At 71.7% G+C, this 21,797-nt stretch carries 26 protein-coding genes; 18 read left to right on the top strand and 8 right to left on the bottom strand.

Annotation, left to right across the window (positions count from 1 at the left end; all coding sequences use genetic code 11):
• The gene (locus tag ACA511_RS13040) at positions 1 to 1,302 is read left to right on the top strand and encodes a DUF4389 domain-containing protein (protein WP_375024432.1); all 1,302 of its coding nucleotides are present in this window, start codon (positions 1 to 3) and stop codon (positions 1,300 to 1,302) included.
• Positions 1,303 to 1,394: 92 nt separating this feature from the next.
• Complete coding sequence (locus tag ACA511_RS13035; protein WP_375024431.1) at positions 1,395 to 3,122, top strand: serine/threonine-protein kinase; 1,728 nt, start codon at positions 1,395 to 1,397, stop codon at positions 3,120 to 3,122.
• A gap of 3 nt (positions 3,123 to 3,125) precedes the next feature.
• Here ACA511_RS13035 and ACA511_RS13030 read toward each other — a convergent pair whose 3' ends face one another.
• Entirely contained in the window at positions 3,126 to 4,082 is a 957-nt protein-coding gene (locus ACA511_RS13030) for an alpha/beta hydrolase (RefSeq protein ID WP_375024430.1), read from the bottom strand.
• A 138-nt stretch (positions 4,083 to 4,220) separates the two neighbouring features.
• Here ACA511_RS13030 and ACA511_RS13025 point away from each other — a divergent pair, with 138 nt between their 5' ends.
• Positions 4,221 to 6,029: a serine/threonine-protein kinase gene (locus ACA511_RS13025; protein ID WP_375024428.1), complete on the top strand. Its 1,809-nt coding sequence runs from the start codon at positions 4,221 to 4,223 to the stop codon at positions 6,027 to 6,029.
• A gap of 19 nt (positions 6,030 to 6,048) precedes the next feature.
• Here the strand turns inward: ACA511_RS13025 and ACA511_RS13020 are convergent, their stop codons facing one another.
• Positions 6,049 to 6,687 (bottom strand): LysE family translocator, encoded by a 639-nt coding sequence (locus ACA511_RS13020; RefSeq protein ID WP_375024426.1) that lies wholly within the window; start codon positions 6,685 to 6,687, stop codon positions 6,049 to 6,051.
• A 112-nt stretch (positions 6,688 to 6,799) separates the two neighbouring features.
• On the opposite strand from ACA511_RS13020, the gene ACA511_RS13015 reads away from it, so the two are divergent.
• Positions 6,800 to 8,338, top strand: coding sequence for a glycosyltransferase family 39 protein (locus tag ACA511_RS13015; protein ID WP_375024424.1), 1,539 nt, complete (start codon positions 6,800 to 6,802; stop codon positions 8,336 to 8,338).
• A gap of 27 nt (positions 8,339 to 8,365) precedes the next feature.
• Here ACA511_RS13015 and ACA511_RS13010 read toward each other — a convergent pair whose 3' ends face one another.
• The 4 genes from ACA511_RS13010 to ACA511_RS12995 are packed head-to-tail and all read right to left on the bottom strand — an operon-like array spanning position 8,366 to position 12,249.
• Positions 8,366 to 8,992 (bottom strand): DUF1444 domain-containing protein, encoded by a 627-nt coding sequence (locus tag ACA511_RS13010; protein WP_375024423.1) that lies wholly within the window; start codon positions 8,990 to 8,992, stop codon positions 8,366 to 8,368.
• 38 nt (positions 8,993 to 9,030) lie between these two features.
• Positions 9,031 to 10,689 (bottom strand): cobyric acid synthase, encoded by a 1,659-nt coding sequence (locus ACA511_RS13005; RefSeq protein WP_375024422.1) that lies wholly within the window; start codon positions 10,687 to 10,689, stop codon positions 9,031 to 9,033.
• Positions 10,686 to 11,591 (bottom strand): cobalamin biosynthesis protein, encoded by a 906-nt coding sequence (locus ACA511_RS13000; RefSeq protein ID WP_375024421.1) that lies wholly within the window; start codon positions 11,589 to 11,591, stop codon positions 10,686 to 10,688. The genes ACA511_RS13005 and ACA511_RS13000 overlap by 4 nt, the downstream gene beginning before the upstream one ends.
• The gene (locus tag ACA511_RS12995; protein WP_375024420.1) at positions 11,566 to 12,249 is read right to left on the bottom strand and encodes a phosphotransferase; all 684 of its coding nucleotides are present in this window, start codon (positions 12,247 to 12,249) and stop codon (positions 11,566 to 11,568) included. Before ACA511_RS12995 ends, ACA511_RS13000 begins: the two co-directional genes overlap by 26 nt.
• A 382-nt stretch (positions 12,250 to 12,631) precedes the next feature.
• Here ACA511_RS12995 and ACA511_RS12990 point away from each other — a divergent pair, with 382 nt between their 5' ends.
• A complete protein-coding gene (locus ACA511_RS12990; protein WP_375024419.1) occupies positions 12,632 to 12,907 on the top strand; it encodes a hypothetical protein in 276 nt (91 codons plus the stop codon).
• A 103-nt stretch (positions 12,908 to 13,010) separates the two neighbouring features.
• On the opposite strand, the gene ACA511_RS12985 is transcribed toward ACA511_RS12990, so the two are convergent.
• Together ACA511_RS12985 and ACA511_RS12980 are read right to left on the bottom strand one after the other, a co-directional pair.
• Positions 13,011 to 13,211 carry a DUF397 domain-containing protein gene (locus tag ACA511_RS12985; RefSeq protein WP_375024418.1) on the bottom strand — a complete coding sequence of 67 codons (201 nt, stop codon included), beginning with the start codon at positions 13,209 to 13,211 and terminating at the stop codon, positions 13,011 to 13,013.
• 29 nt (positions 13,212 to 13,240) lie between these two features.
• Complete coding sequence (locus tag ACA511_RS12980; RefSeq protein WP_375024417.1) at positions 13,241 to 14,245, bottom strand: DUF5753 domain-containing protein; 1,005 nt, start codon at positions 14,243 to 14,245, stop codon at positions 13,241 to 13,243.
• 159 nt (positions 14,246 to 14,404) lie between these two features.
• On the opposite strand from ACA511_RS12980, the gene ACA511_RS12975 reads away from it, so the two are divergent.
• From ACA511_RS12975 to ACA511_RS12915, 13 genes are all read left to right on the top strand, one after another.
• Complete coding sequence (locus ACA511_RS12975) at positions 14,405 to 14,692, top strand: hypothetical protein (protein ID WP_375024416.1); 288 nt, start codon at positions 14,405 to 14,407, stop codon at positions 14,690 to 14,692.
• A gap of 216 nt (positions 14,693 to 14,908) precedes the next feature.
• Positions 14,909 to 15,115 (top strand): hypothetical protein, encoded by a 207-nt coding sequence (locus ACA511_RS12970; protein WP_375024415.1) that lies wholly within the window; start codon positions 14,909 to 14,911, stop codon positions 15,113 to 15,115.
• Complete coding sequence (locus ACA511_RS12965) at positions 15,112 to 15,327, top strand: hypothetical protein (protein WP_375024414.1); 216 nt, start codon at positions 15,112 to 15,114, stop codon at positions 15,325 to 15,327. The genes ACA511_RS12970 and ACA511_RS12965 overlap by 4 nt, the downstream gene beginning before the upstream one ends.
• A gap of 77 nt (positions 15,328 to 15,404) precedes the next feature.
• On the top strand, positions 15,405 to 15,884 hold the full coding sequence (locus ACA511_RS12960) for a DUF1707 domain-containing protein (RefSeq protein WP_375024413.1): 480 nt from the start codon (positions 15,405 to 15,407) through the stop codon (positions 15,882 to 15,884).
• Positions 15,878 to 16,144: a WhiB family transcriptional regulator gene (locus tag ACA511_RS12955; RefSeq protein ID WP_375024412.1), complete on the top strand. Its 267-nt coding sequence runs from the start codon at positions 15,878 to 15,880 to the stop codon at positions 16,142 to 16,144. Before ACA511_RS12960 ends, ACA511_RS12955 begins: the two co-directional genes overlap by 7 nt.
• Positions 16,141 to 17,274, top strand: coding sequence for a DUF2637 domain-containing protein (locus tag ACA511_RS12950; RefSeq protein WP_375024411.1), 1,134 nt, complete (start codon positions 16,141 to 16,143; stop codon positions 17,272 to 17,274). The genes ACA511_RS12955 and ACA511_RS12950 overlap by 4 nt, the downstream gene beginning before the upstream one ends.
• Positions 17,274 to 17,510 (top strand): hypothetical protein, encoded by a 237-nt coding sequence (locus ACA511_RS12945; protein WP_375024410.1) that lies wholly within the window; start codon positions 17,274 to 17,276, stop codon positions 17,508 to 17,510. Before ACA511_RS12950 ends, ACA511_RS12945 begins: the two co-directional genes overlap by 1 nt.
• Positions 17,507 to 17,773 carry a hypothetical protein gene (locus ACA511_RS12940; RefSeq protein ID WP_375024409.1) on the top strand — a complete coding sequence of 89 codons (267 nt, stop codon included), beginning with the start codon at positions 17,507 to 17,509 and terminating at the stop codon, positions 17,771 to 17,773. Before ACA511_RS12945 ends, ACA511_RS12940 begins: the two co-directional genes overlap by 4 nt.
• A 1-nt stretch (position 17,774) precedes the next feature.
• Complete coding sequence (locus ACA511_RS12935; protein WP_375024408.1) at positions 17,775 to 18,095, top strand: hypothetical protein; 321 nt, start codon at positions 17,775 to 17,777, stop codon at positions 18,093 to 18,095.
• On the top strand, positions 18,092 to 18,469 hold the full coding sequence (locus ACA511_RS12930) for a hypothetical protein (RefSeq protein ID WP_375024407.1): 378 nt from the start codon (positions 18,092 to 18,094) through the stop codon (positions 18,467 to 18,469). Before ACA511_RS12935 ends, ACA511_RS12930 begins: the two co-directional genes overlap by 4 nt.
• Positions 18,469 to 20,745 carry a DNA translocase FtsK gene (locus ACA511_RS12925; protein WP_375024406.1) on the top strand — a complete coding sequence of 759 codons (2,277 nt, stop codon included), beginning with the start codon at positions 18,469 to 18,471 and terminating at the stop codon, positions 20,743 to 20,745. Before ACA511_RS12930 ends, ACA511_RS12925 begins: the two co-directional genes overlap by 1 nt.
• A 346-nt stretch (positions 20,746 to 21,091) precedes the next feature.
• Positions 21,092 to 21,304, top strand: coding sequence for a hypothetical protein (locus tag ACA511_RS12920; protein WP_375024405.1), 213 nt, complete (start codon positions 21,092 to 21,094; stop codon positions 21,302 to 21,304).
• On the top strand, positions 21,301 to 21,756 hold the full coding sequence (locus tag ACA511_RS12915) for a transcriptional regulator (protein WP_375024404.1): 456 nt from the start codon (positions 21,301 to 21,303) through the stop codon (positions 21,754 to 21,756). The genes ACA511_RS12920 and ACA511_RS12915 overlap by 4 nt, the downstream gene beginning before the upstream one ends.
• The last annotated feature ends 41 nt before the right edge of the window (positions 21,757 to 21,797 follow it).

Raw genomic sequence — 21,797 nt, 5'->3', positions numbered from 1 at the left:
ATGACGACGACCGCCGCCCGCCCGCTGGAGCAGGACGAGCCCCGCGTCCTCGGCCCCTACCGCCTGCTCGGGCGGCTCGGCCGGGGCGGCATGGGCACCGTCTACCTGGGCGCCGAGCCCGACGGGCGGCGGGTCGCGGTGAAGGTCGTCAACCGCGACCTCGCCGGGGAGCCGGCGTTCCTCGACCGGTTCCGCCGCGAGGTGACCGCCGCGCGGCGCGTCCACCGGTTCTGCACCGCGCCCGTCCTGGACGCCGAACTCGACCAGGACCCGCCGTACATCGTCACCGAGTACATCGACGGGCCGAGCCTGGAGAAGGCCGTCCAGGACAAGGGGGCGCTGCCCGGCTCCGACCTGGAGGGAGTCGCGGTCGGCGTCGCCACCGCGCTCGCCGCCATCCACGGCGCCGGGATCGTGCACCGCGACCTCAAACCCGCGAACGTCCTGCTGTCGTCCACCGGCCCCCGCGTCATCGACTTCGGCATCGCCCGCGCCCTCGACGCCCCCGACGGCCCCACCCGCACCGGCCAGTTCGTCGGGACGCCGTCCTACATCGCGCCGGAGGTACTGCGGGGCGACCCGGTCGAGCAGGCGTCGGACGTGTTCGCGTGGGGCTGCGTCGTCGCCTACGCCGGAACGGGACGCCCCCCGTTCCAGGGCAGGACGGTCGCGGAGACGTTCCACCGCATCGGCCACGAGGACCCCGACCTCGCCGGCCTCGACCCGCGCCTGCACGAGGTCGTCGCCGCCGCGCTCGGCAAGGACCCGGCGGCCCGCCCGACCGCGCGGCAGCTGCTCACCCGGCTCGTCGGGCAGGAGAAGGCCGACCCGGAGCGCGCCGCCGAGACGATCTCGATGTCGTGGCGCGGGCCGGATCCGGTCTCCGCTCCGGAACCCGAACCCGTGCGGGACGACGTGGAGGTCCCGCGCCCGCGGCCCGTCCCCGAGCCCGCCCCCGTGCCGGAGCCCGTGCCGGAGCCGGTCGGCGGCCGGCCGACCGTCACCGTCGACCTGCCGTTCCCGGACGCGTGGCGGGGCCCGAGGCGCTGGTTCACCCTGCTCAGGGGCCTGCTGGTCATCCCGCACCTGATCGTGATGCTGGTCATGTACGCGCTGCTGGTGGTCGTGATGGTGCTCAGCTGGCTGGTGATCCCGTTCACCGGCCGCTACCCGCGCCCGCTGTACGGGCTGGTCGTCGGCTGCCAGCGCTGGTCCAGCCGCGTCGTGGCGTACGCGTTCGGGCTGACCGGCGAGAGGCTCCCGCCGTTCCGCACTCTGCCGCGCGCCCGCCGGACCCGCTGACGCCTTCCGCCGTCCGACCCGCACCGGGTCGGCGGCGACCACTAGAGTTCAACGGACGACTCCCCCCAATCCCCCTCAGGATCACGATCACGATGACCACGCACGCAGGAGAGAACGGTGAGGCCCTGCGCCCCGAGGACCCGGCGGAGCTCGGCCGGTACCGGCTGATCGGACGGCTCGGCCGGGGCGGCATGGGGACGGTCTACCTCGGCGAGGACGCGGCCGGGCGCCGCGTCGCGGTGAAGGTGATCAACCGGGAGCTGGCCGGGGAGGCCGCGTTCCGGGACCGGTTCCGCCGCGAGGTGACCGCCGCGCGGCAGGTCCGCCGGTTCTGCACCGCCCCGGTGATGGACGCCGAACTCGACCGCGACCCGCTGTTCGTCGTCACCGAGTACATCGAGGGCCCGAGCCTGGAGAGCGCCGTCGCCGAACGCGGCCCGCTGCCCGGCTCCGACCTGGAGAGCCTCGCCGTCGGCGTCGCCACCGCGCTCGCCGCCATCCACGGCGCCGGGATCGTGCACCGCGACCTCAAGCCCGCGAACGTCCTGCTGTCGTCCACCGGGCCCCGCGTCATCGACTTCGGCATCGCCCGCGCCCTGGACGCCTCCGACGGCCCGACCCGCACCGGCCAGTTCGTCGGCACGCCGAACTACCTGCCGCCCGAGCTGCTGCGCGGCGAGCAGGTGTCCTCCGCGTCCGACGTGTTCTCGTGGGGCTGCGTCGTCGCCTACGCCGGGACGGGCGCCGCGCCGTTCGCGGGCAGCACCGTCCCGGAGATCTTCTACCGCGTCGTGCACGAGGAGCCGAAGCTGGACGGGCTCGACCCCGGCCTGCGGGACGTGGTCGCCGCCGCGCTCGACAAGGACCCGCGCCGCCGGCCGTCCGTCCAGGACGTCCTCGGGCGGCTCGTCGGCAACGGGACGACGGACCCGGCGACGCTCGCCGAGACCGTCCAGGCGGGCTGGCACCAGCCCGGCGCGGGCCCCGCCGCCGGGTCGGCCACGCAGGCGGCCGCGGCCGCCGCCGCGCCCACCGCGTTCCCGCAGCCGAGCGCCATGCGCGGCGCCGACACCACCCGGCGCGACGCGCGCCCCGGCCCCCGCCCTGGCGGCGGCCCTCCCCGCCGCGCGCTGCTCATCGGCGGCGCGGCCGTCGCGGCGGTGCTGCTGCTCGTCATCGGCGCGTTCACCGTGCTGCGCTCGGACGGGCCGCCCGGCAACCTGGCGACCGCGTTCAGCGACGCGTTCTCCAACCCCGACTCGGGCTGGGGCGACGACTACAGCAAGACCTACACGTACGCGAACGACAAGTACCGGATGCAGACCAGCGGCACCACCGCGGCCGTCGCGCGCTGGGTGCCGAAGGACGGCGCGGACGACTTCCCCGACCCGATACTCGCGACCGTCACGGTCTCGGTGGCGCAGGGCCCCGCCGACAGCACCTTCGGGATGCTCTGCCGGTCGAACGAGGAGGGCAAGAAGCAGTACATGTTCCTCGTCCGCCACGACGGCAAGGGCGCCGTGCTCCGCAAGATCAACGGGGACCTCGGCACGAAGGACCTCGCGACCCCCGACTCCGTCCCCGGCTTCGACTCCAAGGGGCCGAACAAGGTGCAGATCGCCTGCGAGGGGCAGGAGAAGGACGGCCCGAAGGTCAGGCTGCGCCTCTGGGTGAACGGCGAGAAGGTCATCGACGAGACGGACACCGACCAGCCGCTCGCCAACGGCTGGATCGGGCTCCAGATCGAGCGGGGCGGCAACGCGGCCGAGCAGATCGTCGCCGACTTCGACGACTTCGACATGTCGAAGATCCGCGGTTAGGCGTCAGCGGCCCGGCAGGTAGCCGTTCGTCCAGCGGGTCAGCTCCTCGAACACCCGCGTCCGGGCGGGCTCGGCGGACAGCACCAGGTCGTGCAGGCCGCCGTCGATCCGGACGAGCGTGACGTGCCGCCCGATCCGGGGCGCGTACCGGGCCATGTGCTCGACGTCCAGGACGGCGTCGGCGCCCGTCACGTCCAGCACCCTGCGGGACGGGCGGACGCTGCGCGTCGACGCCATGACGAGGACGGGCACGTCGACGTCCAGCCCCCGGTGCAGGCGGAGCTGGCCGCGGCGGACGGCGGCGAGCCACGCCGCCCGCACCGGGAACCCGAGGAGCGGCTTCCAGGCGAGGTCGAAGTCCCATTCGCCTTCGTGCTCGCGGTGGATGCTGCGCGGATACCGGTCCGACACGCCCGCCGGCAGCTTCGCCTTCGGGAACCGGGAGCGCAGCGCCCGCGCCAGCCCCGCGCCGGCCTTGCGCATGACGAGCGGCTCGGCGAGGTCGAAGAACGGGCTGTTGAGGAACAGGCCGTCCACCAGGCCCTTGCCCGCGACCCGGTCGGCCCAGAGCGCGGCGATCAGGCCGCCGGTGGAGTGCCCGTTCAGCAGGAGCGTGTCGTGGCCGTCGACGTCCCGGACGATCCGGACGGCCTCGCCGATCTCCGGGAAGTAGTCCGAGAGGCTCTCGATGTAGTTCGGCGTCTGGTGCGGCCGCAGCGAACGTCCGTATTTGCGCAGGTCGAGCGCGTAGAAGTCGAAGCCGAGGTCGACGTAGAAGTCGGCGAGGTGCTTCTGGAAGAAGTAGTCGACGAACCCGTGCAGGTACAGCACCGCCCGGCGCGACGGGTCGGGGCGGCGCCGCCGGACGAGCGTCGCCACCACCTCGCCCTCGGCGTCCCGGCCCATCGGCAGCTCGATCGCCTCGTAGCCGGGGCCGAGCACGTCGTCCGTCACGTCCACGCTTCCTCCCAGGGGCCCTCTCACAGGATCTCAGCGTACGGGCGGGACGGCCCGCGCCCGTGCAAGGGAACGGATGCGCCCCGTTCCGGCGTCCGAAAGACTAAGCGCGCACACCCCTCCGGCTCCGGGAGACGCTCCATGCAGGCCCCCCTTCGCGACCGCGACCCGCGGCGGCTCGGCCCGTACCGGTTGACCGGACGGCTCGGCCGCGGCGGCATGGGCACCGTCTTCCTCGGCGAGGACGACGCGGGGCGGCGCGTCGCGGTCAAGGTCATCAACGCCGAACTGGCCGACGACGAGGCGTTCCACGACCGGTTCCGGCGGGAGGTGACGGCCGCGCGGCAGGTCCGGCGGTTCTGCACCGCGGCGGTGCTGGACGCGCGGCTGGACGGCGACCCGCTGTACGTCGTGACCGAGTACGTCGCCGGGCCGTCCCTCGACGAGGCCGTCAAGGCGGGCGGGCCGCTGCGCGGCGGCGACCTGGAGGCGCTCGCGGTCAACATCGCGACGGCGCTGAGCGCGGTCCACGGCGCGGGCATCGTGCACCGCGACCTCAAGCCGTCCAACGTGCTGCTGTCCCCGACCGGGCCGCGCGTGATCGACTTCGGCATCGCGCGGGCGCTCGACACCCCGGACGGGCCGACCAGAACCGGCCAGTTCATCGGCACGCCCGCCTACATGGCGCCGGAGCTGATGCACGGCGAGGAGATCAGCCCGGCCGCGGACGTGTTCTCCTGGGGCTGCGTCGTCGCCTACGCGGGCACCGGCCGCGTCCCGTTCCCCGGCGGGACGCTCCCGGAGACCATCAACCGGGTGACGACCGCCGAACCCGACCTGGACGGGCTCGACCCGGCCCTGCACGACCTCGTCGTCCGGGCGCTGTCGAAGGACCCCGCCGGACGTCCGTCGGTGAAGCAGCTCATCCAGGTGCTGACCGGCGACGGCACTCCTGCCGGGACACCGCTCGCGGTGCCGCCGGCGGCCGGGGCGCCGTCCGCGCCCGTGCCGCCCACGAAGCAGATGCGTTCGCCGTCGCCTCCGTCTTCCGGTTCGGCGGAGCAGCCGACCGCAGGGGCATCCGCCCCGCCCACGCGTCCGATGGGCGCGGCGCAGCACCCGCGGCCGCCGTCCCCGGTCCCGTCCTCCCCCGGCCCGGCGGCGAAGGCCGGGCGCCGGCGCCGCGACCACGGGCTCCTCATCGGCGCGGTCGCGGCCGTCGTCGGCATCGCAGCACTGATCGGCCTGGGCGACCTGCCGGACGGCGACGGAAACGGGACCGCGTCCGGGAGCGGGAGCGGGTCCGGGAGCCGGAGCGGCCCCGGGACCGGGGTGTCGGGCGGCTCCGGCACCGCGGCCGCGGCGGACTTCGGAGAGCAGCCGCCGGACACCGAAGACGAGCTCGTCGACGACAAGTTCAACCAGGAGGATTCGGGCTGGCCGCGGTCCGGCGACGGGGCGTACCTGGACCGGCGTTACGAGGTCCGGCTCGTCCCCTCGCTGAGCCACACGACCGTGGCGGCCCCCGTGCAGAGTTTCCCGGGCTCGCAGCTCATCGAGGTCAAGGTCCGGCCCGGCGGAGCGGACACGGAGGCCGGGGTGTTCTGCCGCAGCGAGGAGGGCACCGGGTACGCGTTCCTGGTCCGGGGCAACGGCAAGGCCCGCATCGTCTGGATGGCGCCCGACAGGCTGGAGGAGCTCCAGACGGGGTTCGTCGGCGACTTCCGCGAGGACGACGACAACCGTCTCCAGGCGGCCTGCCTGCCCGACGACCCCGGCATGCGGCTGGGCCTGTGGGTGAACGGCGACGCGGTGGCGAACACCACCGACCACGGGCACGCCGACGGTTACGGCAAGCCCGGCAAGAGCGGCCTGATCGTCGCCCGCGCCGGTGACCCGTCCCAGGAGCAGCGGGCGTCCTTCGACAACTTCTCGCTCTGCTCGGTCTGAGCGGAGGGCCCCGGACGGGTCAGTCCTTGCGGCCGGTGGCGGCGACGGTGACGCCGAGACCGATCATCATCAGGCCGCCGGTGCCGCCGATCGCCGCGAGACGGCGCGGCGAGCCGGCGAACCACTCGCGGGCGGCCCCCGCCGCGACGCCCCACACGCTGTCGCTGAGCAGCGCGATGACCGCGAAGACCAGCCCGAAGACCATCATCTGCAGGGCGGCGTGGCCGTGCTCGCGGACGACGAACTGCGGCAGGACGGCCGCGAAGAACACCGTCGTCTTCGGGTTCGTGATGCCGACGACGAAGCCCTGGACGAGCGCCCGGCCGCCCGACCCGCCCGGTTCGCCCGCGCCGATCGTCTCCTGGAGCGAGCGCCGGTGCCGGACGGCCTGGACGCCGAGGTACACGATGTAGACCGCGCCCACGATCTTCAGCGCGGTGAACACGACCGCGGAACGCTCCACGACCGACCCGACGCCGACCGCGACGGCGCCGGTGAGCACGAGCGCGGCGAGCACCCCGCCGACGACCCCGGCGAGGGCCGTCCGGCGGCCGTGCGCCAGCGCCCGTCCGACGACGAACAGGACGGACGGCCCGGGGATCACGATGATCGCGAACGCCATCACCGAGAACCCCGCGACTTGATGCAACGAGACCATGGGACGCACATTACGCAGCATGTCCGGCACGTCCCATCGAATATCCGCTCCCGCCGGGGACGGACACGTGGAGATCGTGACTTAGGCCACAATCTCTGCCAAAGTCTGGATCATGTCCGCCCCCGCGTCCGAGGCGTCCGATCCGGTCGAGGCCGATGTTCCGCCCGGCTCCCCCGTTATCGCGTGGCGGCCGGTGCTGGTGCTGGCCGGGGTGCTCGGGGTGCTGCTCCTGGCCGTCAGCGCGCGGTACGGCCACCACCGCGACGAACTGTACTTCCGGGTGGCCGGACGGCACCTGGCCTGGGGATATCCGGACCAGCCGCCGCTGCTGCCGCTGATCGCGCGGGCCATCACGGCCGTCTTCGGCGACTCGCTCGTCGCGCTGCGCGTCCCGGCCGCGCTGTTCGCCGCCGCCGGTGTGGTGATCGCCGCGCTGACGGCGCGGGAGATGGGCGGCGGACGGCGCGCGCAGGTGCTGACGGCCGCGTCCTACGCGGTCTGCCCGTTCGTCGCCGCGGCCGGGCACACGTTCTCCACGGCGGCGCTGGACCTGCTGCTGTCGACCGCGATCGTGTGGCTGGTCGTCCGGTGGGCGCGGACCCGCGACCAGCGGCTGCTGCTCGCGGTCGGCGCCGTGTCGGCGGTCGCGCTGAACGTGAAGTACCTGGCGGCGTTCCTGCTGGTCGCGCTGGCGACCGGGCTGCTGGTGTCGGGGCCGCGCGAGTTCCTGCGGCGGCCGATGCTCGCCGCCGGGCTGCTCGCCGCCGTCCTGGCGGTCGTTCCCGGGCTGGTGTGGCAGGCCCGGCACGGCTGGCCGCAGCTCGACATGGCGAGCGCGATCGCCGACAAGGGGGACTTCGCCGGACGGCCCGGATTCATCCCGTTCCAGCTCGTCCTGACCGGCGTGTTCCCGTCCTGGCTGTGGATCTACGGGCTGTGGCGGACGTACCGGTCGGACGGCCTGCGGACGTTCCGCTTCCTCGGGCACGCGTACCTGCTGCTGAACGTCCTGTTCCTGATCACCGCCGGCAAGCCGTACTACCTGAGCGGGCTGTGGGCGGCGCTCTGGGCGGCCGGGGCCGTGGAGATCGAGCGGAACGGCGCGCCGCGCGGCTTCGGCCGGCTCGCGTCCGCCACGATGTACGCGATCACGGGGATCACGACCGTGCTGCTGACGCTGCCCGTCTACCCGGTGAAGTGGCTGGCCGACACCCCGCAGCCCGCGGTCAACGCCGACGCGGCCGAGACGGTCGGCTGGCCCCGGTTCGCCGCGCAGGTCGCCGCCGTCTACCGGACGCTGCCGCCGGCCGAGCGTTCCGCGGCGACGATCGTCGTCGGCAACTACGGCGAGGCGGGGGCGCTCGACAAGTACGGGCCGGGCCTCGGCCTCCCCCGCGCCTACAGCGGGCACAACGGATACTGGTACTTCGGGCGTCCGCCCGACACGGGCGGCCCCACCATCGTGGTCGGCCCCGACGACGTCGCCGAGGGCGCCGGGCTACAGCGCTTCTGGACGGACGTGCGTCCGGTGGCGCGCATCGACAACGGCGTGGGCCTCGACAACCAGGAACAGGGCAAACCGGTATGGGTCTGCCGCGGGCTGCGCGACACGTGGACGCGGCTGTGGCCCGAGTTCAAGCAGCTGTCGTGACCCTGCCCCTGACCGTGCCCTCGCCCGTCAGGCGGGCAGGACGTCCCAGACGCCGCCGCGGCGCACCATCAGGTTGTGCGTGAGCAGGCTTCCCGCCGGGACGTCCCAGGCGGGGTCGGGATTGTCGCGCTCCTCGGCCCACACCTGCGCGATCGCCCAGCGCAGCTTGTCGACGCCATCGGGATGACCGGTGCCGGACGCCGCGAACACGTCCCGCGCCGGGACCGCCACGACGAGGTCGCCCTCAACGTCCTGCGCCAGCTTCTCCAGGAAACCGTCGTCCAGCAGCAGGCCCGACTCCAGGGTGCCGCGCCCGGCCGTCCCGCCGAGGGACACCGTCACGGCGCGGACGTCCGGGTACCAGCTGAGACTCAGCTCCGGGCGCAGGTCGCGCAAGTTGATCACGGCGCGGCGGCGCAGCTCGGCCGGCGCGACGCCCAGCTCGGCGCAGTGCCGGCGCGCCACGTGCTCGTAGCGGCGGCCGGACGGGGCGCCCTCGTCGGCGATCTCCATCGCGTACGTGGCGTACAGGTCGCCGGCGAACGGGTCGCGGATCGGCTCCTCGTCGGCGGGCAGCGGGAACTCCAGCTGGACCTCCGCCGGCACCCGCGCCTTCATCAGCGGGACGATCAGACTGGACCGCGGGTCGGTCACGAGACGTTCCTCCTGGCACCTGGTGCGGTCTGAGTGGATCACCTTACCGCCGTGGCGGGCGGTTCCGGAGTGTCGCCGGACGCTTCCGGTGCGCCGCCGCGCGGTTCCGGTGCGCCGCCGCGCGGTTCCGGTGCGCCGCCGCGCGGTTCCGGTGCGCCGCCGCGCGGTTCCGGTGCGCCGCCGCGCGGTTCCGGTGCGCCGCCGCGCGGTTCCGGTGCGCCGGCGGGCGGGACGACGGGGAGGCCGCCCGGCGCGCCGTTCTCGATGATCCGCCACACGGCGTCGGTGTCCAGGTGCTCCTCGACGAGATCGCCGAGCGCGTCGAGGGTCGCCTCCCTCAACGCCGCGAACGACACGTCGGGGGCGGGGGTGAATTCCCTCCCGGCATGCCGGGCGACGTCCTTGAGGAACGCCCTTCTGAAACCGTCGTTCTCCATGGCCCCGTGCCAGGTCGTACCCCAGACGGCGCCTTTCCGGCAGCCGTCCAGGAATGGCTCCCCGTGCGCCGTCACGACGCCGTGGTGGATCTCGTAGGCGTGGACGTCTTCGCCGTACGCGCGTCCCGTTGGACGTCCGAGCGTCTTCTCCGCCTCGAATCCGACGTTCGCCGGCAGAAGGCCGAGGCCCTTCGTCGTCCCGGTCCCGGACTCGACTCGATCGGTTATCTCTCCGGCGAGCATCTGGTAGCCGCCGCAGATGCCGAGCACGGGACGCCCTTCCGCGGCGCGCCTGCGAATATCCTCGGCCATTCCCCTCTCGCGCAGCCATTCCAGGTCGGTCACCGTGGCCCTGGTGCCCGGCAGGACGACGAGATCCGCCTCGGCCAGATCGCCGACGCTCGCCGCGTACCGGACGATGACGCCCGGCTCGCACGCAAGGGCGTCCATGTCCGTGAAATTCGAGATGCGCGGGAACCGGACGACCGCTATCCGCAGCGTCTCCTTCCCGTAGGGGCCGCGGGCATCGGGCCTGGGCGCGTCCAACGCCAGGGTGTCCTCGGAGTCGAGATACAGGCCGAGTTTCCATGGCAGCACGCCCAGCGTCGGCCGCCCGGTGAGCGTTTCAAGCTGCTCCAGCCCCGGCTTCAGCAACTCATAGGCGCCCCGGAACTTGTTGATGACGAACCCGGCGACAAGCGCCTGATCCTCTTTCTCCAGCAGGGCGACCGTCCCGTACAAGGACGCGAAGACTCCGCCCCGGTCGATATCCCCGACGACCACCACCGGCAGATCGGCCGCCCTCGCCAGCCCCATGTTGACGATGTCTCCGGCCCGCAGATTGATCTCGGCCGGGCTTCCCGCGCCCTCGCACACCACGACGTCGTACTCGGCCCGCAATTCGGCGAGGCTCTCCAGCACGACGCCTTTGAGCCATTCCTTGTGATGCCCGTACTGCAGCGCGTCGACCTCCGCCACAGGACGCCCCAGGACCACGACCTGACTGCGCCGGTCACTGCCCGGCTTCAGCAGCACCGGATTCATCACCGCACGCGCCTCCACCCCCGCGGCCTGCGCCTGCATGTACTGCGCGCGCCCGATCTCCGCCCCGTCACCCGTCACCATCGAATTCAGCGACATGTTCTGGGCCTTGAACGGCGCGATCTTCACCCCCTGCCTGGCCAGCCACCGGCACAACCCGGCCGTGACGACGCTCTTCCCCGCGTCCGACGTCGTCCCCGCCACCAGCAGCCCGCTCACCGCAGCACCCCGACAATGGCCGCCGCCGCGAACGTCACCGCGGCCGAAAGCCGGACGGCCCTCCTGATGTCCTTCACCTCGGGCGCCCTGCCGTCCCCCATTTCGGGACGCCGTTCGACCCGTCCCCCGTAGGCGTTGACACCGCCCAGCCGCACACCGAGCGCCCCGGCGAACGCCGCCTCGACCCGTCCGGCATTGGGACTCGGATGCTTTCCCCCGTCCCTCCGCAGAACCCGCCACGCCTCGGAACCCCCGCACAGCACGACCAATCCGCCGGTGACCCTCGCCGGAACCCAATTGGCGACGTCGTCCAGCCGGGCCGCGGCCCACCCGAACCGCTCGTATCTCGGATTCCGGTACCCGACCATCGCGTCGAGCGTGTTGACGGCCCGATACATCAGCAGCCCCGGAATTCCCGCCGCCGCGCCCCATACCAGCGGAGCGATCGAGGCGTCCGACGTGTTCTCCGCGACCGATTCCACGACGGCCCGGGACATCCCCGGCGCGTCCAGCCCCTTGGGGTCCCGCGCGCACAGATGAGGAAGCCGCTCCCTGGCCGCCTCCAGGTCTCCCCGCTCCAGCACCCGGGCCATGACGAGCCCTTCGCGCCCCAGCGACGTCCCGCCGAGCACGGCCCAAGTAACCCCGGCAGTGGCCAGGGAATGCACCCCGAACCGCCGGCTCACCCTTTCGACCGCAACGCCGAGCGCCCCCGCCCCGCCGACGAGAACGCCCGCATAAAGAACGCCCCGCCACCGCGAATCCCCGTACAAGCGCCTTTCGACGACCGAGGCGACCCGTCCGAAACCCGCGACCGGATGCCACCGGCGGGGATCCCCCAGAAAGGCGTCGAGCACGACCCCGACCGCAAGCCCCTCAGCAGAGACGCGCTTCGAGCTCATCCCAGTACCTCTCCAACCAGTCCTGCGCCCGCCGTATCCGCGGCCCGGCACCGCCGTCCCAGATCCGCGCCCATCCCCCACCCCGTTCAGCCCTCGCCCGCATCGCCCGATAAGACCGCTCGAACCTCACCCGCGCCGCCGGCAGCACGTCCCGCCGCAGCTCACGCTCCAACCCGTACGCGTCGCAGAAGACCTTCAGCCTCCGTCCGACATCGGCCCGATACAGCAGCGCGTCCCGATCGGCCGGATCCTCAATGGGCCCCCAATGCCGCAACGCCGTCACCACATCGAACAACCGCGTAGTGGGCCGCGCCAGATCGAAATCGATCAACGCCTTGGGCACCCCGCCCCGGAAGACCACGTTCTCCGGCGTCACATCGCAATGCCCGATGACCTCGGGCTCCCCGTCCACATTGGAGACGTCCCCGTCCCAGTGCGCCTCCGGCACCCCGTAGGACGCCACCGCGTCGTGATACCGCCGCAGCAGCCGCCCGACGCCCCGAAGCGCCTCCTCCGACACCACATGCGCCGCCAGCGGCCGATGCGGCACCTCCCCTGGCACCCAGCTGAGCACCTCCCGCCCCCGCTCATCGACCCCCAGCACCCGCGGCGCCCCGTCGAACCCCACCGCCTCCAGATGCCGCAGCACCCCGTGCACCGCCGGACTGTGCGCCCCGAGCGGCCTCCGCACCGTCTCCCCGACCCGCACCACGCCCTCCGACACGTCCCCACCGGAGAGCGGAACCTCAAAGTCCACTGCCACAGCACCCAAAGATAGATCCCCGAACCACCCCAACGCCCCACTCACGCGTGGTAGCGGCGTTATAGATGTGGAGCTGGAGGACCGGCACCCTTACACTGTGTCCCGGCGTCCCGCCGGGCGCCGAGCGCCCGTAGCTCAGCTGGACAGAGCATCGGACTTCTAATACTCGCTGCTCAAGCAACATGCGACCAGGGTTTCCGCAGGATTCAGCGAAGCTACATACGCGGAATCCGACGCTGTGACTCAGGCCCGTCTCCGGTCACTCTCTGGAGGCGTCATGGTTCCCGGTCACCAGACCACCACCTCTACCCCGGCGGACGAGTCGGTCCCGGCCGCTGTGTTCCCCGACCTCCGGACGGCCGAGGCGTACGGCCGCGCCTGCGTCGTCTGCCACGCCTCGTTCATCCCGCCCGACCACCAGCCGGCGCCCGAGGTGGTGGTGGTCGGACGCTCCGCCTCGACCGGCCGGCTCGTGTGCGCGTGCCGGGAACGGTGCGCCCCGATGATCGGGTACGTGCCGCCGGCGGCGGCCGTCCAGGAGACGCTTCTCTGATCAAACCGGCAGGTATCCTGACGGAGCGGGACTTGGTACTTCCGCACTCTCGATGCGAAGGCCCCGGCAGCGCACGCTGCCGGGGCCTTCGTGTTGGTCAGGGTCAGAGTTCGAGCTCGCCCTTGCGGATACGGGCGGCCAGGTCGGCGACCGCGGCGCGACCGAAGGTCAGGACCGGGCCGGCCGGGTCCTTGGAGTCACGGACACCGACGGTCGACTGCAGGTCGGCGACCTCGACGCACGCCTGCTGGTCAGACGATCGGCTGCTCTTGCGCCAACGGGCAGGGGGAAGCTGCTTGTCCATTTGGTACTTCGCTCTCGGATAGTGGGTGGTCAGGTCAGGTCTGCCGCTACTTCGGCAATGAATGCCAGGCTAGTCCTCGGGTCGAGCGCCACCCCCTTCAGCTTCTCGTGCGCATTCCGGAACTTCTTGAGATCCTCCGTCTTCTGGAGCATCAACTGTCCGGCCAGGTTCTCGGTGTAAGCCACGTCGCTCGCGGTCTCGGCGTACTCCAGGATCGTGAAGGGGCCTGACATGCCAGCGTGAAGCCCCGCTGTGAAGGGAACGACCTGGACTGTCACCCTCGCTAGGCCAGCGAGTTCCCGGATCCGCTGAAGTTGCTCCCTCATGATCTGGGCTCCGCTCTTGATGAGCTCACCGTCCGGGTTGACGTCATCGATGGGGACCCGGCGGAGCACAGCCTCGTCGATGATCGTCCAGAGCCGGAGCGGGTCCTTGCCTTCGGTGAGGAGCTTCTGCCGTTCCAAACGCACGTGGACACGTTCTTCTATCGCGTCATCGTCGAGTTCGGTTGGCCCGTTGCGCATGATGGCGCGTGCGTAGTCGGCTGTCTGGGTGAGGCCGTGGAAGACACCCTGCTCGAAGGTGTAGATGGTCTGGGCCTCGGTCTCTAGGCCGAGGTAGGTGGTGAACGTGTCGGACAGCATGGACTGGTAGTCGTGCCACCAATCCTTCTCGCGGCCTTGGCGGGCGAGGGTGAGCAGGTAGTCGCGGTGCGGGTCGCCGTCGGCGATCTTGAGTAGGTCGAGGATGTCTCGGATGTCCCGCAGGCTGGGGAGTCTCCATGCGCCGCGGAGCATCTTGGCTGTCTTGCCGCGGGTCCAGTGGAGCGACTCGTCGACCTTGACGGCGTCGAGCCCGGCGCCCTTGATGAGGGTCTCCAGTTCGGCGGAGAGGCGGCGCCTGCGGGCGGTGGGTGAGCGCCTGTCTTCGGCCATCGGGTCGTCCTCGTCCTGCTCGGTGTGCTGCGTGATGTCGTGCTCTGGTGGTGCGGTGATCGTATCTGCCGTGCCGGTGGGGCTGAGCGATGCGGACATTCGAGCACCTATCGGACGGTTGCGATTCGCCTAAGTCGATTCGCCTATGGTGATTGTGCATCGTCTGGTGCATGCTTGGGGAGTACCTAGTCCCCACAGGTCTCAGTCCCGGCTCACGGGATTGTGACAGTAAGCGAGCGCGCCATGACGCAAAACCAGGTGGATGGCCAGGATGCGCCACCCGCCAGCGACGGCCCAGCGCAGCAGTACATCGCCAACCTCCAGACCGTCATCAAGGACCTCACCGGCTGGAAGGTGTGGGCGTCCGACGGTGGCAACGGCGGCCTCTACGCCACCCGCGGCGCGTCGCTGACCGGCGTCGAGATCGACGCCGGGCTCGCGCGCACCGTCGACGCCGACGACCCGCACGACCTGGTCGCCAAAATCCAGGAGGAGTTGCGGAAGTCGGCGAAGCTCGCGGCCGCACCGCACCCCGCCGGGTTCTGACCGCGTGGCGTTCGTCTCTCGTGGAGTCGTCGCGCACCGCATAGCACGGCCGGGAGTGGTGCGCGGCGGCCCCACGAGAGACGAACCCCCGAGCTCGGGCACCGCCACACCTCGACCCCCGCGGTGCCCGAACGCGGTTGCGTGGCCGGGACGCCAGGACCCCCTCGTCCCGGTCACGCAACCACCACCCCACCCCTACGAGCCGGAGAACCCCTGATGGCCGGCGAATACGAATACACCACGATCAGTCGAGACACCTGGACCATCGCGATGAACGGCCTCGCGTCCCGCGACCCGGACGTCCGCGGCCGCGCGTACACGCGGCTCCTCGTCGCGGGGCCGCCCGGCTGGGAAGCCGACGTCGACGACCCCGACCCGGTGCCGCAGCCCACCATCCCGCCCGCAGACCAGGCCGGGCCGTGAACGAGTACGGCCTCTACCTGGACGAGACGGGCGCCTACATCGTGCGCTCCGCCAGCCGCGATATCGCCGAGCTTCGCCCCGCGGAGCCGAACTGGTGGGACGGGCGGCGGCTCCCGGACGGGCTGCCGCGGCACATGTACGAGCCGTACGACGTCGGCTCCGACGAGAGCGAGCTCCAGGCGGCGGCGAAGGTCGCCGTCCGGCTCCTCTAACCCACCACCCCGGCCAGGCGCGGACACGCCTGGCCGGGGGTCCTGCTACCGGACACCTGCAAGGAGGCATCCGGCTCATGAACCGTAACGACTACTCGACGGTTACAGAAGATCCGCCGCGCCCGCCGTGGCCCTACCGTCACCCGCACCTGTTCCCCGTCACCATCCTCAGCGGTCTGCTCCTGGTGAGCACCGGACTCGCGTTCTCGATCAAGATCGAAGTGACCGTGCCGCTGCTGCTCCCCCTCGCCGGCGCCGCCTCCACCTACCTCCTCATCCACGGGGGCATCCGCAGGCGCCGGGCCGACGCCCAGGCCAGAGCGCGGCAGCGGACCGAGTACGGGCCGCCCCTCGGCCTGCGCCTCAAGCACGCGCTCACCGGCGACGACGGGGACCTCATCGGCCGGGACGAGCGCGACGCCGTCCTGGAGCTCCTCAACGAGCGGTACGCGACGAGCCATTTCGACGACGAGGAGTTCGGGCGCCGGCACACGGTCGTCCTGCACGCCAGGCGGCGCCGCGAGCTGCGCGCCCCGCTGGAGGGGCTGACATGGTGACCATCCCCCTGACCCTGGTGAAGTCGTCCCGCACGTGGCGGGAGTCCGCCCGGTGCGCCGAGGTCGACCCGGAACTGTTCTTCCCGTTGTCGGGTGAGTCGTCCGAGCCGGCCAAGAAGATCTGTCGCCGCTGCGAGGTCCGCGCCGACTGCCTCCAGGACTCCCTCGACCGGGGTGAGAGGTCGGGTGTCCGCGGGGGCCTGACCGCCCGTGAGCGCCGCAGCCTCCGGCGGCGGCGGCGTCAGGAGGCGGCGGCATGACGATCCGCGCTGATCGTGGCCGGACGGCCGCCTATGCTCTCGCTCTCGCTCTCGGGTTCGCTGTGGCCGCGGTGGGCTACATCTCCTCCTACGACAACCTCTCCAGCTACGCGTCCGCCCAAGACTGGGCGTGGGGGCCGGCGCTGCCGATCGGCCTGGACCTCGGTATCCCGGCGCTGCTCATATTGGACTGGCTGCGTGCGTCGGTGTTCCTGCGCTCGGCGGCGTGGGCGCTCGCGCTCGGCACGGTGGCGGCCAACGGTGCCGTCGCCGACGGCGACTGGAAGGACCGGGCGCTGCACGCGGTCATGCCCGCGCTAGCGATCCTCATCATCGAGGCGGCGCGGCATCTGCGTGACGACCCGGCGCGGATGGACAAGATCCGGCTGTCGCGGTGGCTGCTGTCCCCGGTCCGCACCGCGCGGCTGTGGCGGCGGATGGTGCTGTGGGAGATCACCTCCTACTCCGACGCGCTCACCCGGGAGTCCGCGATCCTGCACGCCCGGACCGTGTTGGCCGCGCACTACGGCCGGCGGTCCTGGTGGCGGACCCGGCGGCTCGTGCCGCTGACGCTCACGCACCTGCTGGCGACGGGCCAGTTGCCGGTGACGGTCCTGCACAGTCTGGACGCTCAGGAGTCGGTCCAGGCGTGGGTCCAGGAGATGCTCGCCACGCTCGACCCCGCGCCGGTCCCGGTCCAGGCGGTGGCGGAGGAGACCGGGCCGGACACGACCCCGGACCCGGACAAGATCGTCCGCGACAGGTGGGATGCGATCTGGGTCCGGCAGGACTCGATCAGACCCGACGGTGTTCCGGCGGAGGTTTTCGCGTCCGCGATCGCGATCGCCCGGCGGGAGTTCGAGCAGGCTGGGACGCACATTACGAACGAGGAGATGCGGACCCGCCTCAAGATCGCGAAGCCTCGTGCGGATGCGACCGCGAAGGCGATCCGGTCCGCGTTCCAGTCCGGGCCGGTCCGGCCGGACCAGACTCCGGACTCCGCACCCGGCGTGGTGCCCGCGGCCGCCGAGACGGCCGGTCCCCTGATCGGGGCTCCCGGACCTGCCGGACCGGATGCCGGACTGAACGGGCACCCGGTGGCCGTCCGCGTGGGGGGCGGTGAGTCCTGATGGGTCGCATCCGCAGACGCTCCCGGACCCGCCGGACCGGTCGGCGCCGCTACAAGCTCTTCGACCACCTGATGCTCGCCGGGATCACGGGCGGCGGCATCTACATCCTGCTGCGCGTGGCCACCGCGCCCACCGTCCTCGCCGCGATCGCCGGTCTGATCGGGGTCGGGTTCTACCTCGGGACGACCATGCGGACGCCGCGGCTGCGTTCCCCGATCGTGTGGAGGCGGCGGTGACCTGCTACTGCAAGACCCCGCTGGTCTACGACCCTGATCGGGCGTACTGGTCCCGGGTCCGCTCCGCGTTCCGTGGCCTGCTGGCGGTGGCGGTGCTCCTACTCACCGCGCTGGACGAGGTGGCCACGGCGCTGCTCGGTCTGCCGGCCCTCACCCCTCGGCTCCGCCGCTGGTGGGGCGCGATCGCCGACGAGTACCGGGCCGGGGCCATGGGCGTGTTCGACGCCGAAGTCATCGAAGACGAGAACGAGGAGGTGCTCTGACGTGGGACGACGCACCATCAGTGAACTGAACGACATCCAGTTCGACGGCAGCATCGGTGAGGCGATGCACGAGTACGGCGAGCGCCTCCGCGGCCTGTCTCTGCGGTGGGCGTTCGAGTTCGAGGCGGCCGCAGGGGACGCCGAGGCGGCCATGTCCAGCCTGGACGGCCGCTGGTGGGCGCTCGGGATCGACACCAAGGTCCGGGCGCGGAAGGTGGCCAGGCGGCTGGTGCGCGCGCAGGAGATGGCGCACGCCATGGGTGACCAGGGCGGCAAGCTCCACCGCGTCTACCTGCGGCACTTCCCGGAGGCGTCGCGATGAGCGGGACGGGGAAGGCGCGGATCGACAAGCTCGGCGACACCGACTTCCGGGGGAAGGTCGGCAAGAACGTCGCCGCCTACTCCAAGGACTCGCAGCGGCTGGCGCACGACTTCGCGGCCGAGCTGGACGACGCGGCGGAGCGGGCACGGCGCAACATGCTGAAGCTCCGGAACCATCCGATGCTGTCGCCGGGTGGGGTGGCCGTGCGTGTGCGGGCCCGCCGTGTGACCAGGCAGTTCCGTAAGGCCAAGGAGGCGGCGCTTGCGGTGTCTGCGGAGATGGTGAAGTTCAACGCGCAGTATCGCCGCGAGTTCATCGAGACCGACGCGGACCGTAAGGACAAGAAGCGCTGGTCCGGGGAGGTGGATCTCTGATGGCGCGCAAGCAGACCCTGGAGGTCGCGCAGCAGGAGGGGATGGAGCGGCTCGTCGTCGCCGGTGTCTCCCGGATCGCGGTGCTGCTGCCGCCGTGGATCCTCATGCTGCTGCTGCTCATCGTGGGTGCGATCGCACATCACGTGTGGGGCGCCCCGCCGGCGGTGACGTGGACGACGATGGCCGGGACCCTCTGCACCGCGGCCCTGACTGCGCTGACCTGGGTGATCTCGCACCAGCGGGGGATGCTCGGACGCGCGCACTCGACGTTGACGACGGGGGGTGCGGGGCTGTGGTTCGTGGTCGCGAACATCACCGGCGTCACGGCGCCGGTGACGTTCACGGCGTGGGCGTTCGGTGGGGCGACGTTGTCGCTGGCCTGGAACTTCCGCGCCGTCATCCGGCAGACCGCGTCCGAGTCCGCGCAGGTCGACCCGCTCAAGGCCCTGTTCGAGGGGGCGAAGGCCAAGGCCGGGATCGAGGGTGCGAAGCTCCGCACGAAGGAGATCACCGCGGCGAAGGCGACCGGTGAACTGACCGTCCCGGACGGGAAGACCGTCGCTGACGTGCAGAAGAAGGTGGACGTGCTGGAGGCGGCGTCCGAGGTTCCGCCTGGCTCGATCAACATCGCGAAGAACGAGGACAACGCCGGCCGGGCGCACTTCACCATCGCCGACCCGCGGGTGATGAACAAGTCGATCCCGTGGCCGGGTCCGTCGCGGGCGGGCGAGAGCATCGCTCAGCCGCTGCGGCTCGGGATCTTCCAGGACGCGGAGCCGGTCGAACTGCTGGCCACGGGCGCGAACCTGCAGATCATGGGCGCATCCGGGTCGGGCAAGTCGATCGGTGGCGGCTGGAACTATCTCGGTGAGGCCATCACCAGGTCCGATGTGGCGGTGTTCGCAATGGACATCTCCAAGGGAGACCAGACCCTCGGGCCTCTCCGGCCGGCCCTGCACCGGCTGGAGACCACCAAGGCCGGGGCGTCCAAGCTGATCGAGGACGTCTACTCGTCGTTGTCGGAGCGGACGAACTGGCTCACTGCGCGTGGCTACACCGACTGGGAGGAAGGCTGCGGTCTCGCGTACTGGGTCTTCTACATGGAGGAGGCGGCGAAGGCGTTCCGGCAGCTCAGCGATACCAGCGTTGAGCAGTTGGAGGAGATCGCCAAGGAGATCCGCAGCGCGGGCGGCCGCCTGGCCGTCAGCCTGCAGAAGAGCATCTTCTCCGAGATGTCCACCGTCGTGCGATCCCAGCTGTCGTACATGTGCTTCGGGCTGAACGCCGACGACGACACCAGCTACGGCCTGTCGGCCAAGCAGCAGGCATTGGACGTGGACCCGGCTCTGTGGGGCGCGGGCCGGTCCGAGCATCAGGGGAAGGCGTTCCTGGACGCGCCCGGTGTCCCCGACACCCACATCGCGGTGCCGCTGCGCACCTACGACTGGGGGCCGAAGAGCCAGGCCGCCGCGGTGATGGCCGCGCATGCTGCGCAGTTCCCGGCGACGGCCCGGCGCGGGGACGAGTTCACGCAGCGGATCGCGGGCCCGGGCGGGTCGGCTGCGCTGCCCTCCGGGGGACAGGCGATTCCGATGCCCGCCGCATCCACCCCCGCAGCACCCGCCGTGCAGGAGAACGCGCAGGCCGGTGATGTCCCCGCAGACCTGGCGGATGCGCTCGGCTTCGCGGCTGAGCTGGTCATCGCCACCCAGGGCGCGTCCACGCAGATGCTGCAGCGCAAGCTCCGCCTCTCCCATAAGGACTGCCTGCGGGTGATGGAGGTCCTGGAACGCAAGGGCATCATCGGCCCCGCCCAGGACGGCGGACTGCGTGAGGTCCTCATCGCCTCTGATGAGGCTGCCGAGGCGTTGGAGGACCTGCGGCGGGACGGCGATCCGGTCGCCGCGTACGTGACCACGCCGGATCCGGATCCGGAGGTGACAGCCGGGCCGTATGACGAGATCCGTGAGCCGACCGAGGAGGAGAACGCCATCGAGACGCCGCCGGCCAAGGTGGCGCGGATGTCGCCGGAGGCGTCGCGCAGGTTGGTGGAGGACTGGATCCTGCACCGGCATTCGCTCGGTGAGCTGTCGTTCACTTCCTCTGATGATGAGCTTCGGGTGATCCGGGATCGGACGGGGAACACGTCGCGGACGTGGGCGCACAACGTGCTGTCTCGGCTGGCCGATGAAGGGGTGCTGGAGAAGGACAACTCTGGGAAGTCGACGGTGTTCCGGATCAGGGACCTGGCGCCGCTCGGCGGGGTGCCCGCGTGAGCGCCCGCGCCGAGAGGCTGCTTGACGGTCTGGTTGTCACGGGGGCGGGGGCTGGGGGAGGGAGTTACAGGTCAGCGGCCCGTGACGGCTGCTTGACGGTGCCCGTGACGGCCCCGCTTGACGGCTGCGTGACGGTGCATGACGGGCCCGTGACGGGGGTGCGTGACGCCCGCGCGGGGGCGCCCGCGTGCTCGCCTGCGTCCGGGTGCGCACTCACCCGCACACAAGATCATCCACGCGGGTGCGTCATCACCCACGCGCAGCCGTGCACGCACGCGCATGCGCATGAGGCGCCCGCGCCCACACCCGCCCGCGGCCGCGGGCCCGCACACGAGGAGCCCCACCGATGAGCGCCTACACCACTCTCTTCACCGACCAGGCTCAGATCCATCCGACCACCGGATCCGGCAAGCACTCCGCCGCGGGCATGGTCGCTGGCGACCTGGTGCACTCTGCGATGAGCGGCATCCTCGCCAAGCTGGAGGCGCGGCTCGATCCGCAAGAGAAGCTCGCCGACCTCTACGCCCGCGTGCAGCGCAACCAGGGCGGGCGGTCATGAGCCTCGGACGGATCGGCGGCATCTACGCTGCTCTGAACTCCGCCCACACCTTCGCCGACCACGTCGTCCAGTCAGGGGACGACGCGCAGGCCAAGGCCGGGCATGGGCGAGCCGCCCAGGTGGCGTGCGCCCGGCACGTCGCCGAGCTCAGCGCCGTCCAGGTCATCGCGCTCGCCGGCGTCTCCGCCGCGGCGGGCGAGCGACTCGACCCGCGCAGAGTGGTGGCCGGGTTGGCGTTCAACGCGGCCACGCACTACGTCCTCGACCGGCGGCCGATCGCGCAGCGCCTGGCCTACGCCTGCGGGAAACGGGACTTCTACGACAAGTTCGCGGTGCAGCGGGAGACGTGGCTCGACCCGCACGGCCCCGGGTCAGGCCCGAACGCGCTCGACCAGGCGTGGCATGTGGGGCTCCTGGCGATCACGGCGACGATCATCGCCGGGAGGGGCTGACCGTGGCGGGCCATGTGGGGAGAGCGCGGTTCCGGGAGCGG

The sequence above is a fragment of the Actinomadura sp. GTD37 genome (assembly GCF_041951365.1).
Taxonomy (GTDB): domain Bacteria; phylum Actinomycetota; class Actinomycetes; order Streptosporangiales; family Streptosporangiaceae; genus Spirillospora.
Note: the sequence above shows the minus strand (reverse complement) of the source record. Positions and strands in the feature narration are given on the sequence as shown.